The following is a 14,290-nucleotide window of genomic DNA, read 5'->3' on the forward strand; positions in this document are numbered from 1 at the left end:
CCATTAATATAAATTTGTTCCAAACCGAGTTCAAACAATGGAATCTATTTGGTCTCACTTATTATACATGGTAAATTCTTGAACTAGCGTAGATTTTTTTACTCCCCTTCAACACTATAACCGATTTACTGGACCACATGATGAGGCGGATTTATGATTGAAACTAGTGCCTCTGCCTGTTGACCAAAATGATGGTTTCCGATCGTTAAATCGATGGCAATTCGTTCTCTATATCCCTGTATTCCATGAGGTACTGTTATATCGGCCGTAAATTGGGTGAACTCATTACCGGCTAGGATCTTCTGGAAGTCTTGGTTCTCGACATGCCAGCCCTTAGGGGTAACCATTTTAGCGACCGCCACTTTTTCTTCAGCAAAAGGATTTCTGATTTCAACTGTTATCCGAAAGGTCTCTCCAGCTTGAATAATTGTTTGGTAGGGTTGAATGACAGCCCCGAAACCCTCTGCCCCAAAATCAACTTCCTCTAATGGTAATAACTCACGATGGAGCCGTTCTAGGGCGTTACCTTTTTCCTCAATTTTTTGGAGATACTCCTCTGTCACATAGACGGGGTCCCAATGTCCGGAAATAAGCAAATCAGGCTTCAAATTTTTATATAGCTCTGCACTAGCAATATAGTCAGATATACGGAACCTATTGTGATAGACATAGTTAAAATCCTCTATTTCCTGATACTGGTCACCAATCGCAAGTACCTTTTTTCCATCAACCTTAAAATAGATGGCAGCCGCATACAGGGTGTGGCCAGGATGTTCATAAATAGTTAGTTCGTACTCCTCCCACTTGATTCTTTTCTCAAGAGGAAGAACCCGATTTACGATAATAGGGTCATACCACATACAAGGTAAATTATATTTCTTTGGATTTTCCAAGATATCCGAAAAATTTTCGGGACACCATACTTTAGCACCTTCGACTTCTCTTAATAAATTGATACCCGCAACATGATCATCATGAAAATGGGTCGGGATGACAACATCAATTTTTTCTACATTATATTGTCTTTTTAAAGTTGAAAGAGTATATAACCAAGGTCTTCTTGATGCACGATCACTCCCTGACGCGTGCCCGCCAATAAAGTCATACCCAAAATCAATGACTAACGCTTTCCTGCTTTCAGAGAGGAGTACGTATGAATGGGCCATGCTCGTGCGGTTTTTTAATAGATGTGGTGTTAGCGCTTCATATGGGGTCTCACGAAGTTCGTGTAGTCTTGGATTTTGCTTCCGCTGCTTCATTAGCTCTGTTAATCGTTCAATTAAGAGATTCATAGCCTTTATGGGCTCTTCCATGACCTCTCCATGTGAGGGGAGCAAAAGATCATGATTCCTCTCTTTTAAGTCCAATAAAGAAAGAGTACTTAATGCAAGCCCTTCCCCTCCGTTGTAGGTCCACTGGGTTGCTGCCAATGACCACACCTTTCCCGGGGCATAAATTAAATCACCTGAAAAGGCGACTTGTTTCCCATCTAGTGCTGTCATCACCGTAATCGACCCAATTGTATGCCCTGGTGTTGGAATAATGGTGAACTCGAGTCCATTAATTGTGGGCTTTGCGTAATCTTGTAAAGTTTGATAAAAAGGGACCGAATGAAGCAGCGAGAAACGATCCTGTCTCATGTTATAATTATTATCAATCTCTCTTGCCTGCCAATGTTGATCTGCTTTTCCAAATAAATCTTGTTCTCCGTGTGGAACCCAAATCCGAATACCTTCCTTTACCGCCAGCTCCAAACCTTGTGCTTGATCGCGATGATGGTGGGTCATCAAGATATCCGTTACTTTTTTCACTCCAATCAAATGCAGGGAATCTAGGATGTCTCCGTTTCCAAAATCAATTAAAATGGCGTTCTCTTCCATTTTGATGACATAAACATGGCATGTACTTTCAAATTGAAATAGATTAGTAGTAATTTGTCTCATGATGATGATTGGCAGCCCCAATTGTTTTCCTTATTAAAGATAGTAAGCTGACCCATTTCTACTGCATTCTCAGCAAAGATATACATAGCGGTTGACCACGATTGACCGCCGTACCCCATTGGCCGGCCCGAAAGACCATGAAACCATTCATTGAATTCCCACTCACCGTTTTTTCCTTTTTTATTCATTTCCGCTAATTTTTGGAGCTGGATTTTAGCTTCATCTATACGGCCGGCTTGAACTAATGCCGCAACATAAAATCCCCCAATAAATGGCCAGGCGCCGCCATTATGATAATGATGCGGCTGGTTTAAGTTCCTCACTCGATAATATTCCCTCCAGTCTTTGTCACCAGGTTGGATAACTGGATATAAAGCCTGTACAGGAAATGGTTCATTTAATCCACATCCATGAATATAATTTAAGATTTTATCGGCTTTTTTCTGGTCGGCCACACCGAAAACAATCGCAAGAAGATTTGCCAGCGTGTCAAAACGATCCGCATAATCCCTAAAACCCATATACGGTAAATAGAAGGGCCTTTCGACTAGTTCAGTCTCCACCCGTTTCATCGGGTAAAGCCATTCTTTCCGTTCATTTGAAACCCATTCATAATTATTCGGCTCTTCCGGACCTACCCAAAGCAGCACATTAATTTTCTTATGTACATCCTTTGCATTGCTCTCATAGAATGCATATTCATAGCCAAGGTCTCGCGCCATTTCCGCCATACATTTCCAAGCAGCATAATATAGAACATTATCAAACAGGACATTATAACGGTTCCCAAATAAATCTGCCCAATCCATTGCTTCATGGACTTCAAGTAACCCGCATTCGTTGGAATCCTGATATCTGAGCCATAGTAAAGCCTTTTCTAAGCTTTCCCAGGCATTTTTTAAAAAGTCCCGATCTTTGGTTACCAAATAATTATAATAATGCCCGATGATATACCAAAGGTTTCCATCAACACATCCAGAATGGATCGTGTCCTCGATGGCAATTCCTTCTTTACCGGCAACATCAAGCTTCCCACCATGAGCGATCAAGGCAGGGTCAACAACATTCGTGAACCCAACATTATGAGGGATTTTTCCAAGTTCACTTTGAAAACCCCCCAAAGTTTCTAATGAGCGTTTATGGATTTCCTTCGCATTTGGATTTTGACAAAGCAAAAGTCCCAGCCCGCAAATCATGCTATCTCTTGCCCAAACCTGCTGATAGGCTTGGTTTGAACCTAGCAGCCCTATATCCCCACCATTGGCCAACAAGAGATCTTCGGCTTTTTTTCTTCCTTCTTTCACTATGTTAGCTGTCTTTACTGCCTGATTCGTCATACTAATGACCCCTTATCGTTTTCAACTTTACTCTTGGTGTAATCAATTAACGGAAATAGAATCCTGCCGGCAAACCGCTTTGGATGTCTTTCCACCTCTCCTACTGATTCATTTAGCCAATTAAGTAAACTTTTAATATCTTCTCTTTTTTCCAACGCCCTTAATATAGCTATGGCTCTTCTGCCGGCCCACGCCCAGCTTTCCATCAATTCAATCCATGGCAAGAGGTTGTTTCGCAGCCCATAATTCGTTAACCTAAACTTTAAGTGATATCCCGCTTCATCTAATAAATCTAGATATTGGTACAGTTCGTTAACGGTTTGAGAGGTTGATGCTGATTCACCAGAATGAAGTGCATGCAGTGCATTAGCTGTGAGTGTTTCGAGTTTCACAGCTTCCGGCAATCCAAGACAGGAATATAATGAATTTTCGGCAAAAGTTTTTAATGCCTCATAGTTTTCTTCCCCACCGACTGTTATCAATGCCTTTTTCCATGAAGTCCAGGGGTTGTAGCTTTCTGGATTTTCAAAGTAATCAGCAAAAGATATTAAAGCAATTTTGGATGCCTCCGCTTGAGTCATTGTATTAACAATAAATCCTTTACTTACATTTGAAAGTGAGGCTCCGCGGCCCGTTATCGGTCCGATATGCATTTCTGATGTCATGGCTAAATCATTAACCGGATAATTATCCCAGATAATCGGTTTCCGATTGATAGCATTAGCAAAATCTGAAGCATCCTGTTCCGTTATATCTTTTGAACATATCTCTGGACCCGTGTAACAAATATCGATTTCTGGTTGTAAGCCCTTGCCAATTTCATAAATATAGTCACTAAATGGTGCCTTGCCATGATAATCTGTAGGGCAAATAGATAATTGACAGTTCCGATCCAGTGACTTTAACCAATGATAAAGTTTATTGGTTAGCTCAACATGTGCTTCACCATAACTCTTGAACATGTTCCGTTCTTCTTCATATTGAAATTCAGCCTTTATATCGTCCAGCATGATCATAAACGTTTTCACACCGATATCAAAAAAGGCTTTAAATTTGGTCATAATATGGTGAAAGTCTTCCTCTGATGCATAATTGATCGATACACCAGAGCCGATGGAGTAACAAAACTCGATTCCAAGTTGCTTGGAATGAGCTACCGTTTCGGCAAACTGTTTCATAATAAAATCAGGATATGGCTCTCTCCACCTGGCTCGATGCTGCCGGTCATTTTTAGGACCATAGACATACAAGTTATATCCATATTGAGACATAAAGGATAGTAAATCATTGCGTTCAGGTGCCGTATAAAAAGCACCATAAAACCCTTCTACGACTCCCCTTATCGGAAAAAAGGAATTGTTCATATTGAAACCTCCTTTTAAAGTTGGAATGTTCCAGCCTGATTCGCACTGCCCAAGTATTCTTCCATTTTTTCTACGACAGTCCTTTCGACCGCGTCTTGCGCTAATTTCAACTGTTCAGGGATCAAAGCCTTGCATTGTTTATTTGTCATTCTTTCTTCTCGTGATAGGGATTTTAACAGGGCAATTTCTAAATCAGTTGCGATATTCACTTTACTAATCCCCCCATTGGGGATTTTTAGTGCCGCTTTAATCATTTCTGACGGAACACCAGAACCACCATGAAGAACCAAATGAACAGGAGTAAGATGACGAATCGCTTTTAATCGTTCCACATCTACCTTCGGCTGTCTTATGTTGGTATAGACTCCGTGTGCCGTACCAACAGAAACAGCTAAAGCATCACATCCTGTTTTATTCACAAACTGTAACGCTTCTTTAGGGTCTGTATAAAGTTCTTCATCATTATCCGTTTCCACAAAATCAGTGGTACCAATCTTACCTAATTCCGCTTCCACAGATACACCTTTTGCGCGGGCATATTCCACTGTTTTCTTCGTAATGGAGACATTCTCCTCAAATGCTCTCTCTGAAGCATCAATCATGACCGAAGTAAATCCTGCTTCAATTGCATCCTTGATGACCGAGAACTGTTTGGTATGGTCCAGGTGCAGAACCACAGGAACCGTAATATTTTCTTCTGTTAAGGCTGTATAAAATTCCTGTCCAAATTCATACGGGGTAATTCCATACCGCTCTAGTTCCTTTTGAGAAATCTGCACAATTAGTGGTGATTGTGTTTTTTGCCCTGCCCGCAAAATAGGGCGAATCATCGAAGTATATCGTGGTGAAAAAGATCCGATCGCATAACCGTTTTCTTCCGCCTTAACTAAGGCTTCTTTTAAAGTCAATACATTTTTTAATCGCAATTGCTTTGTCATTAAAATAGGCTCCTCAAAATTAACTAATTACTTTTTGTTGATTTGTTTGTTTAATATATTGTGAGATAACATGATTTACATACATATGTGCATCTTCCACAACACCATAATTATTAGAGGAAATAATGAGCGATAGGTCTGAAAAATCCTTCATTCTTCCTTCTTGACTGCCAATTAATGATATAACTACCGCTCCATTGTCTTTGGCATACTGAAAAGCACGAACAATGTTTTCAGAAGCACCAGAGACGGATAAACCAATCACAATATCACCTGGGTTAAGGAAATTTTTTAACTGTTCGACAAAAACTTCGTCAAAGTCAACATCATTCCCATAGGCAGTAATTAATGGGATATTATCAGTCAGTGCCATCAGCCTATAGCGGATGCTTTCTCCATCATTTACTCCCTTTATAAAATCGCAAGCCCAATGTGAAGCACTGGAAGCACTTCCACCATTTCCAACTAAAAAAATTTGGTTTCCGTTTTTCCGCGCATCCTCCAATGTTTGGTATATTTTCTCAATTACTTCAAAATTTAAAGAATCGATGGTTTCGATGAATTCCTTTTTGTAGTTATAATAATAAGAAGCAAACATGTACAGCCCTCCCCTTATCTATAAATTATGAATAACTTTATACATTCCAATAAATCAAGCTGGCTGCTCCTATTAACCCTGCCTCAGGGCCAATTCCTGTTGTAAGAATAGGAATGGATTTATTTGACTCACTAATTACTGAACATTCAAGCACTTCGGATATAGAAGGTTTTAGCAATTCAAAAGACTGACTTACACCACCGCCAACAATAATAGCGGCAGGATTCAGTAAATTGATAGCATATGAGAATGCTCTTCCGAGATAATTCCCTGCCATACGATAGATCTCTAATGCCGGCTCGATCCCTTCATTTGCAGCAACAGCTACATTTTCGGCTGAAATGGATAAGTTTCTTCTATTAAAATAGGCAGCCAGTTCTCCGTATTGACCCTGCTCTATTTTGCGCTTTGTTTGTTTCGCTATCGCTGTACCCGAACTATAGGCCTCTAAACACCCCCTATTTCCGCAAGTACATTGATAACCCTTTTCCCACTCGACCACAAAGTGTCCAATCTCACCGGCTAATTGAGAATTTCCTTCTATAAGTTGACGATTTTGAATAATTCCCCCGCCAATCCCTGTACTTATTGTGACCCAAAGGAAGTCAGTGAAGGTCTTCCCTTTCCCAAACAAAAGCTCACCGACTGCGCATGCATTTACATCATTAGCTATTTGTACTGGAGTATTAGGCCAATATTGTTGGATAATCTCCCGCATCTTTATATTTCTCCATTCCAAATATGGGGCATGAATAAGTATGCCTTTTTTGGAATCTACTAACCCAGGGGCATTAACTCCAATACCTAAAATGGTTTTTATATTGTTTTCCTCCAGAAGTGTTTTAGAAGCATATATACACTTCAATAAATGTTCCACTGGTGAATTAAGTATATCTGTAGGAAATTGGTATTTAGCAATTGGTTTACCCTTCGGATTTATGAGGCCGATTAGTGTTTTTGTACCGCCTATATCCATTCCAATAACAACGGGTTGATCCATTTTCATCTATCCCCTATTCCTTGGACTGAAATTATAAACCTTTTTAAAAATCCGCTCTTGGGGATTAGCCCTTTGATCCCGCCGTTAAATTCATGCCTTCGATAAAATATTTTTGGAAGATAAAGAAGATAATGATAACTGGAAGTAAAACAAGTAATGAACCTGCCATTAAATAGTTCCATTGGGTGTCGAGCTGCCCTTTAAACACCTGAAGCCCTAATTGCAACGTATATAGAGTATCATCATTGATATAAAGCAACGGACCTAAGAAGTCATTCCACGCACCATTAAATGAGAAAATGGCTACTGTTGCGATTGCTGGTTTTGCGAGGGGAATCATGATTCTTGACCAGATGTATATATGGCTGGCACCATCGATTTTTGCTGCCTCAATGAGTTCATTTGGTACCCCTAAGTAAAATTGACGGATTAAAAAGATATTAAAGGCACTCCCAAAAAAAGAGGGCAAAATCAATGGAAGGTAGGTGTTTAACCACCCTATTTTCGAATACATGACGTAATGTGGAATCATCGTTACAAAGCCGGGTATCATCATCGTGGCTAATACCACGGCAAAAAGCACGTTTCGACCCCTAAAACGGATTTTGGCGAATCCATATGCAATAAAAGAATTCGATAGTACATTCCCAATCACAACACAGAATGTAATCAATAATGTATTAAATAAATATCTTGTAAAAGGTGCTGCCTTCCATGTCTGAATGTAATTTTTAAAGTGCCATTCTTTAGGGATAAAGGTTGGAGGAAATTGCATGATTTCTCCCATACTTTTTACAGAAGTGGCGAACATCCACCAAACAGGAGACAAGATCAACAAGCTTCCAAGTATGAGAATAATCGTAACGATGGTTTGTGAAATCCTTTTCCGAACTTTCACACTTTCGAAATATGAGGTCTTCTGTTTTGATGCTACACTCATTTTGGAACATCCCCTTCATAGTGCACCCAACGAGGAGCTAATTTTAAGTTAATAACGGTTAGAATTAAAACAATGATGAATAGGATCCACGACATTGCCATTGCATATCCCATGTCAAACGATTTAAACGCCTTATTAAACATATGAAGATTAAAGAAAACAAGGGAGTTAGCCGGCCCACCTGTCCCATTTTGTGTCATGACGTAAGCTTCCTGGAAAACTTGGAAACCTCCAATAAAGCTTGTTACTACGTCAAAGAAAATAATTGGCGTAATCATTGGTAAAGTAATATGTCTAAAACGGTGAAAAGTATTGGCACCATCAATCTCTGCTGCTTCATAAAGTGACTTGGATACTCCTTGTAAGCTTGCGAGGTACAATAGCATTCCGCCTCCAACGCTCCAAAGCTTCATAAATATCAAGGCAGGCTTGGTCCAATTTGGATCAAATAACCAGGCCGGCCCTGTTATTCCAAACCAAGATAATACCGTGTTGACCAGCCCTGAATCCGGGTTTAACAATTGCATCCAAAGCAAGTAAACTCCGACCCCTGATAAAACGGCAGGAAGGTAATAAATTGTTCGAAACAGCCTCATTCCCGGAACACCTTGGTTTAATAAAACCGCTAGCAGTACAGCACCAATTGTCGTTAATGGAACGGAGACAGCGACATAATAAAGGGTATTCCCAAGCGAAACCCAGAATAGGTCATCTTGAGTAAACATACGAACATAGTTTTTTAAGCCGATGAAATCCATTCTTGATGTCACATCATAGTTAGTGAAACTGGAATATAGTGAAAACAACATTGGGCCAGCTGTTAAAATAAGAAATCCGATCAGCCATGGAGCTATAAAGAGATATCCATTCAGACCATCCTTTTGCTCAAGGGTCATTCTTTTAGATGATTTCCTTACTTTTGATCGAGCACCTGCTTCTTTATGAATCTCTGTTTGCATATTTTTCCGTCCTCCTTTTCTTATGTAATCAGGGAGCGAAAATAACCTTCACTCCCTTTGAATAACTATCAACTACTTTGAACTTTTCACTAGGTCTTCTACTGCTTTTTGTGCATCATCCAATGCCTTTTTAGGCTTTTTACTGCCTAACAACGCCTTGTCCAATTCAGGGTTAATTAAGTTAATATAGTCAGGCGCTTCAAGTGGAATCGGAGTTAAAATGGTATCTTTCAAATTTTCTACAGCGGCATTGTATACACGCTTGTCATTTTCAGACATGTCACTGCTTTGACCAGCATTTTTGGCTGCTTCAATATTGGCTACATTATCAAAGTTTTTAACAGCCCAATACTCTTGTGCCTTTGCACCTGTTAAAAACTTAATAAATTCATAAGAAGCTTCCGCATGTTTTGCCCCTTTTGGAATTTCTGCCACAAATCCGCCTCCCCACATGGTATGACCATTACCAGGGGTAAACTCAGGCATTGGAGCCACTCCAAAATTCATGTTTTTAGCATAATCACGTAACTTTGTATAATCTGTAGCAGTTTGAACGATCATCCCAAGCTTGCCGGATACGAATGGATCGGCCTGGCTATCACCGAATTGAGCTTTAAAGGAATTAATAACCTTATCCCCATATTGCTGTTCATAGTCGCGAACCCATTGAAGTGCTTCCACTGCTTTAGGATCGTTTACAACTGCTTTATTTTCTTTATAGTCCCAGTATCCATGACCAGTAGCATTAAGCATCCAAATATCGGAATTGATACTTTGTCTTGGGAGGAATCCCATACGTACATAACGGCTGCCATTTTTCTGATCGATTTTTTTAGCAAACTCTTTCAGTTCATCCCATGTTTTTGGAGCCTGCTCTGGATCTAAACCAGCTTGCTTGAATATGTCTTTGTTCCAGAATAGTAAACGTGTATCAGTGTTGAATGGGAGAGCATAAGGAACGCCATCCTTTTCAACCGCCTTCCAAAGTTCCGGAAAATATTGATCTTTTAATCCAGGGTCTTTCTTGATGAATTCTTCTAAACTTTCAACCTGGTTTTTTTGAGCGCGCTGGCGTACTGTGTTAATGTCATTGATGATAACATCCGGCGCATTACCCGCAGCTACTGAAGCAAGCTCTTTTGTCCAAATATCCCCAAATGGAAGATATGTATATTTTACGTGGATCTTATTTTGTGACTTATTGAAATCATCAACAATCTTTTCAATGATCGGCTTACGAATTTCAGATCCCCAGAATGACCAAAAATCCAATTCTACTACTTGATCTTTTGAACTGCCACTTTTAGTAGACTTCTCTGTCGATGCTTTGTCGGTCCCAGAACATGCTGTTAAGAATGTTACCAAACCTAACATTAGAACTAATAGTAAAGATAAAGATTTTTTTAAACTGTTCATACATTTTCCCCCTTTATAAAATGTTTAAGTCATCCTCAAGCCCACAAAAACTTTTTTAGATTAAAAGATATAAAGATGATGAAGCATTCCATTGATTTATGACGTTTTCTATTTTTAGGAACGTTCCTATTTTGGTTTTTAGACTGTTTTTGTGGTTTGTTGTTGACTTGACTTTATTATCAATGGATACGCTTTCATTGTCAATAATATTTTGACAATTTTTTAAAAAAATAGAGAAAAGCTGAAATGGACATCTTTTTCAGTATTCTTTGTGCAAGACTGAAAGTGCTCCCTTCGTTGTAAACAACGCACACAAACTCCCAAAAAATAAAACTCCTATTCCTGTAAAGAAAAATAACAAAGACAAACACCCCAAAATACCACAACAGACCAACAAAACGTTAATAGGTTTTTTCATGGCTAAAATAAAGGCTAGAGGGAGCGCTTTAAACCATGATACCTCGTATTCTATAAAAACTGGAATACTGTAACAAGCGATTGGTATAAACAAAACAGTAATAATTAAAAGAGCGTATCGTAGAATCAGCAGGATGCTGCCCGCCTGTTCTTTTAAAATCATCATATCTGCATATAAAAAGGCTCCAATCATGAAGAGAGCAAACCCAAGAGGGAAACTCTTTTTAAAGTATTTTTTAAAATCTTGTATAAAAGTCGGTAATATGTCTGCTTCGTCCTCTCCCTTTACTAACTTAATAACAACTGAATACATAGCAAAGGTCGAGGGAATGACCGTAAACATAGGTATGGAAAACAATAACCATAATAGATTAATCCACGAAAGCCGCCAAATCCAATTCATAATGAAAATGATTAACCTGAGTCCCATGAAAAATCCTCCTCAGACAAAAGATTTAGTGAAAGCACAAAAATGAGCGAGCTAGAAAAGATAAGTCACTTACTATTTTTTCGATAATCACGGGGAGATACGCCTGTAAACTTCTTAAATTGTTTATTGAAGGTACTTAGAGATTGAAATCCGTTTGCATAGGCAAGATCAATCATACTCTCGCCTGTTGAAACAAGAAGAGAATTCATGGCACTTTGTATCCTCAGACGGTTAAGAAATTCATTGGGAGTAAGTCCTGTTAACCTGCGAAACTCTTTAAAAAACATTGTTCTCCCCATTCCCGCCTGCCACGACAGTGTTTCCATATCTAGAGGCTTTTTATAATGATTTAGCATGTATCCTACAACTTCTGCTATTTCATAATGTTGTAAATTCAAATCATCAGCAACCTTAGATTCTTTTACAAACTCATTTACTTGGAGCAAAATCTGAATGAAATGCATGTATTGACGGGTCATCCATACTCCTATCCCCTGTTCTTGAGCTTCCATCGCTAATACAGCGGCCTGTCTTATTTCTTGTGCGTAACTTGAAGAAGCCGGTATAAATGGTTGTACCCCTTGGACAGTATAGAAGGGTTCTAAAAGCAGATTTCCTTCCGGGATGTTTCGAAGAGCAGACGGTGTGAATAAAACCAGAATGCACTCAAACGGTCGATCAGACCGGGCGAAACTCCAATGTGGCTCAAAAGGACGGCATAGAAAGACATCCCCTGGACGGCCATGGTACGTATTGTCGTTGAATCTATATTCCAGTTCATTGTTAATAACCACTCCGATTTCCAAACAATCATGAACATGCAAATCATGTTCTTCATGTGACCCCCATACTCGGCAAAATGCAAATGATCGCTTCAAATTTAAATGCTCTACGTACATTTTCGAAACCCACCTAAACTAGTTTGGTCTTATTTTGTGTACAAAATGATAAGTTTCTCTCTCATTTGGAGGAGAACCTCATTTTGGGATTATGGTAGTGTAAAACTATCAATTAACACTGAGGTGACAGAGATGAGACTTTATATTATCGGTGCGGGAGTAATCGGACGTACCCATGCGGAAGCAGCCTACAAACTTTCTGAACCAGTTCAATTGCGTGTAGCTGATACAAATCCGAATACCCTTACTTTATTTTGTGAACAGTTCCCTGAAGCTGTTGGTTTTACAAATGTACAAGAAATGCTTAACTCTGAGGCGGCACAAAAAGATGATATTGTGATCATCAGTACTCCGCCAATGGCACATTTTGATCCAACCAAACAGGCTCTGGAATCCGGACGCCATGTCCTATGTGAAAAACCTCTTGCGATGAACGAATCACAAGCCCGTGAAATGATTCAAATTGCTGATAAACATAATAGATTAATAGGCTGCTGCAGCGTCCGTTTTAAAGGCATGCCTCACATGGAAGCCGTAAAGAAGGTAGTCCGCTCAGGCTGGCTGGGAGACATCTATCATGTTACGTTCGTTAACAAATGGGAACGAAGCCGATCTGGAATTGAATATCAGCCTTCAAGCCGCTGGTTTTTAGATTCAACGAAAAGCGGCGGCGGTGTTTTAATGGATTGGGGACCTTATGACTTTACGACTTTGAACGACATTCTGAATCCAAACAAAATTGTATTCAATACTGCTTGGCGCGCAAAGCCGATGACAGAAATTGACCCACACGATATTCCATTCGATGTTGAAACACACGTCGGTGCATCTATGACCTACTTCCGTAGCAACCATCCTATTCATGTTCACTACGAGCGTGCTTCATGCGCCCATGGTGAGGGTTACGTAAAGGCAGAAATTGAAGGTACTCTCGGCTCATTAAGATGGACGCCATTCGATTCTAAACAGCCTGTTTTCCGTAGATACGATAAGCAAGGGCAAACCATTGAGGAACAGATTGAAACCGGACCTCGCAGCCAGTACACGATTTTTGATAATCCACTTCATCACTTTTATCGCAAAGTAAAAGGACTTGAATCCCACGCGAACGTTAACGATTATGCTCTGCAGAATTTTCAGTGCTTACAGTCTCTGTATTCCGTTGCGGAAACAGGCCAGAAACAAACAATCGACTTGTCATCGAAAGGAGTAACAATATGAACATACTAGGATTTTCATCTAATATGTACGGCTGGGTAGAACGATGGAAGACGGACGGTAAAACTCCAGAATGGAACGAAATATTCCGTGCTTGTGCTGAAGCAGGTCTGGATGCTGTAGAGATTGACGCTGACCCAGCTAAACTTCAATTGGCACGGTCTTATGGATTGTCTGTTTCTGCTTCCTACGTCGGTCTACCATTACATGTCCCATTCAGCCAGCTTGAAGCTGAGCGAACGGTATTACCATTTGCGGAACGTTTAACAGCCGCCAATGGCCGTGATTTGTTATTAAACGCTGATCCGGTCAGTTGGAACACCCATGCAGAAAAGTCGGAAGATCAATTCAGGCAGCAAGGCGAAAACTTAACCCGCATTTGTGATCTTGTTGCCCCAATGGGAATAAAGGTTAGCCTGCATAATCACGCTGCAGATCACCACAATGCAATGGGGGATCTCCGGTCAGTCATTCAATATGCGGATAAGCAAGTAGGTTTATGTGTCGATACTGCATGGGCCTACGTTTCTGGCTGCAATCCAATCGAATGGATAAATAAATATCCAGAACGCATATACGCTTTCCATTTCCGCAATCAAAACGGGAACGTTCCAACTGAAGATTTACTAGCAGGTGATATTGATTTTGCTTCTGTTCTAAATGCCGCAGCGGCCGCTCAATATAAGGGCTGGCTGGCGCTCGAACTATGGCATCCGGGGCAAACACAGCCAATCAGAACAATGAAAGAAGATGTCGAGCGATCCATCGATTATTTAAAAAGCCTAATGGTTAGTCACTCCGTATAATATTAGGCTAAGCCTTAGCGTTTAG

13 protein-coding genes are annotated in these 14,290 nt (G+C 40.0%); 2 read left to right on the top strand and 11 right to left on the bottom strand.

Annotation, left to right across the window (positions count from 1 at the left end; translation table 11 throughout):
- Nucleotides 1-125 precede the first annotated feature (125 nt).
- From V7077_RS13585 to V7077_RS13635, 11 genes are all read right to left on the bottom strand, one after another.
- A complete protein-coding gene (locus V7077_RS13585) occupies nt 126-1,964 on the bottom strand; it encodes an MBL fold metallo-hydrolase (RefSeq protein ID WP_335502365.1) in 1,839 nt (612 codons plus the stop codon).
- On the bottom strand, nt 1,940-3,280 hold the full coding sequence (locus V7077_RS13590) for an amylo-alpha-1,6-glucosidase (RefSeq protein WP_335502367.1): 1,341 nt from the start codon (nt 3,278-3,280) through the stop codon (nt 1,940-1,942). Before V7077_RS13590 ends, V7077_RS13585 begins: the two co-directional genes overlap by 25 nt.
- Nucleotides 3,277-4,644: a protein O-GlcNAcase gene (locus V7077_RS13595; RefSeq protein WP_335502370.1), complete on the bottom strand. Its 1,368-nt coding sequence runs from the start codon at nt 4,642-4,644 to the stop codon at nt 3,277-3,279. The genes V7077_RS13590 and V7077_RS13595 overlap by 4 nt, the downstream gene beginning before the upstream one ends.
- A gap of 14 nt (nt 4,645-4,658) precedes the next feature.
- Complete coding sequence (locus tag V7077_RS13600) at nt 4,659-5,582, bottom strand: class II fructose-bisphosphate aldolase (protein ID WP_335502372.1); 924 nt, start codon at nt 5,580-5,582, stop codon at nt 4,659-4,661.
- Between the two features lie 19 nt (nt 5,583-5,601).
- A complete protein-coding gene (locus V7077_RS13605; RefSeq protein WP_335502374.1) occupies nt 5,602-6,180 on the bottom strand; it encodes an SIS domain-containing protein in 579 nt (192 codons plus the stop codon).
- A 37-nt stretch (nt 6,181-6,217) separates the two neighbouring features.
- Nucleotides 6,218-7,180, bottom strand: a complete 963-nt coding sequence (locus V7077_RS13610; protein WP_335502376.1) for an ROK family protein — start codon at nt 7,178-7,180, stop codon at nt 6,218-6,220.
- A 64-nt stretch (nt 7,181-7,244) separates the two neighbouring features.
- The gene (locus V7077_RS13615; RefSeq protein ID WP_335502379.1) at nt 7,245-8,120 is read right to left on the bottom strand and encodes a carbohydrate ABC transporter permease; all 876 of its coding nucleotides are present in this window, start codon (nt 8,118-8,120) and stop codon (nt 7,245-7,247) included.
- Entirely contained in the window at nt 8,117-9,079 is a 963-nt protein-coding gene (locus V7077_RS13620; RefSeq protein WP_335502382.1) for a carbohydrate ABC transporter permease, read from the bottom strand. The genes V7077_RS13615 and V7077_RS13620 overlap by 4 nt, the downstream gene beginning before the upstream one ends.
- Before the next feature lie 72 nt (nt 9,080-9,151).
- Nucleotides 9,152-10,495, bottom strand: a complete 1,344-nt coding sequence (locus V7077_RS13625; RefSeq protein ID WP_335502383.1) for an ABC transporter substrate-binding protein — start codon at nt 10,493-10,495, stop codon at nt 9,152-9,154.
- Between the two features lie 259 nt (nt 10,496-10,754).
- Complete coding sequence (locus V7077_RS13630) at nt 10,755-11,342, bottom strand: YesL family protein (protein WP_335502385.1); 588 nt, start codon at nt 11,340-11,342, stop codon at nt 10,755-10,757.
- A 65-nt stretch (nt 11,343-11,407) separates the two neighbouring features.
- Complete coding sequence (locus V7077_RS13635) at nt 11,408-12,241, bottom strand: helix-turn-helix domain-containing protein (protein WP_335502387.1); 834 nt, start codon at nt 12,239-12,241, stop codon at nt 11,408-11,410.
- Between the two features lie 132 nt (nt 12,242-12,373).
- Here V7077_RS13635 and V7077_RS13640 point away from each other — a divergent pair, with 132 nt between their 5' ends.
- Together V7077_RS13640 and V7077_RS13645 are read left to right on the top strand one after the other, a co-directional pair.
- Nucleotides 12,374-13,462, top strand: coding sequence for a Gfo/Idh/MocA family protein (locus V7077_RS13640; protein ID WP_335502389.1), 1,089 nt, complete (start codon nt 12,374-12,376; stop codon nt 13,460-13,462).
- Nucleotides 13,459-14,265 (top strand): sugar phosphate isomerase/epimerase family protein, encoded by an 807-nt coding sequence (locus V7077_RS13645; RefSeq protein ID WP_335502391.1) that lies wholly within the window; start codon nt 13,459-13,461, stop codon nt 14,263-14,265. The genes V7077_RS13640 and V7077_RS13645 overlap by 4 nt, the downstream gene beginning before the upstream one ends.
- The last annotated feature ends 25 nt before the right edge of the window (nt 14,266-14,290 follow it).

The sequence above is a fragment of the Neobacillus vireti genome, assembly GCF_036962465.1.
Lineage (GTDB): Bacteria > Bacillota > Bacilli > Bacillales > Cytobacillaceae > Neobacillus > Neobacillus vireti_B.

Bases quoted from the DNA above. Each gene is read 5' to 3' on its own strand.
- V7077_RS13590 (WP_335502367.1), bottom strand. From the start codon at position 3,280: ATGACGAATCAGGCAGTAAAGACAGCTAACATAGTGAAAGAAGGAAGA.
- V7077_RS13595 (WP_335502370.1), bottom strand. From the start codon at position 4,644: ATGAACAATTCCTTTTTTCCGATAAGGGGAGTCGTAGAAGGGTTTTAT.
- V7077_RS13600 (WP_335502372.1), bottom strand. From the start codon at position 5,582: ATGACAAAGCAATTGCGATTAAAAAATGTATTGACTTTAAAAGAAGCC.
- V7077_RS13605 (WP_335502374.1), bottom strand. From the start codon at position 6,180: ATGTTTGCTTCTTATTATTATAACTACAAAAAGGAATTCATCGAAACC.
- V7077_RS13610 (WP_335502376.1), bottom strand. From the start codon at position 7,180: ATGGATCAACCCGTTGTTATTGGAATGGATATAGGCGGTACAAAAACA.
- V7077_RS13615 (WP_335502379.1), bottom strand. From the start codon at position 8,120: ATGAGTGTAGCATCAAAACAGAAGACCTCATATTTCGAAAGTGTGAAA.
- V7077_RS13620 (WP_335502382.1), bottom strand. From the start codon at position 9,079: ATGCAAACAGAGATTCATAAAGAAGCAGGTGCTCGATCAAAAGTAAGG.
- V7077_RS13625 (WP_335502383.1), bottom strand. From the start codon at position 10,495: ATGAACAGTTTAAAAAAATCTTTATCTTTACTATTAGTTCTAATGTTA.
- V7077_RS13630 (WP_335502385.1), bottom strand. From the start codon at position 11,342: ATGGGACTCAGGTTAATCATTTTCATTATGAATTGGATTTGGCGGCTT.
- V7077_RS13635 (WP_335502387.1), bottom strand. From the start codon at position 12,241: ATGTACGTAGAGCATTTAAATTTGAAGCGATCATTTGCATTTTGCCGA.
- V7077_RS13640 (WP_335502389.1), top strand. From the start codon at position 12,374: ATGAGACTTTATATTATCGGTGCGGGAGTAATCGGACGTACCCATGCG.
- V7077_RS13645 (WP_335502391.1), top strand. From the start codon at position 13,459: ATGAACATACTAGGATTTTCATCTAATATGTACGGCTGGGTAGAACGA.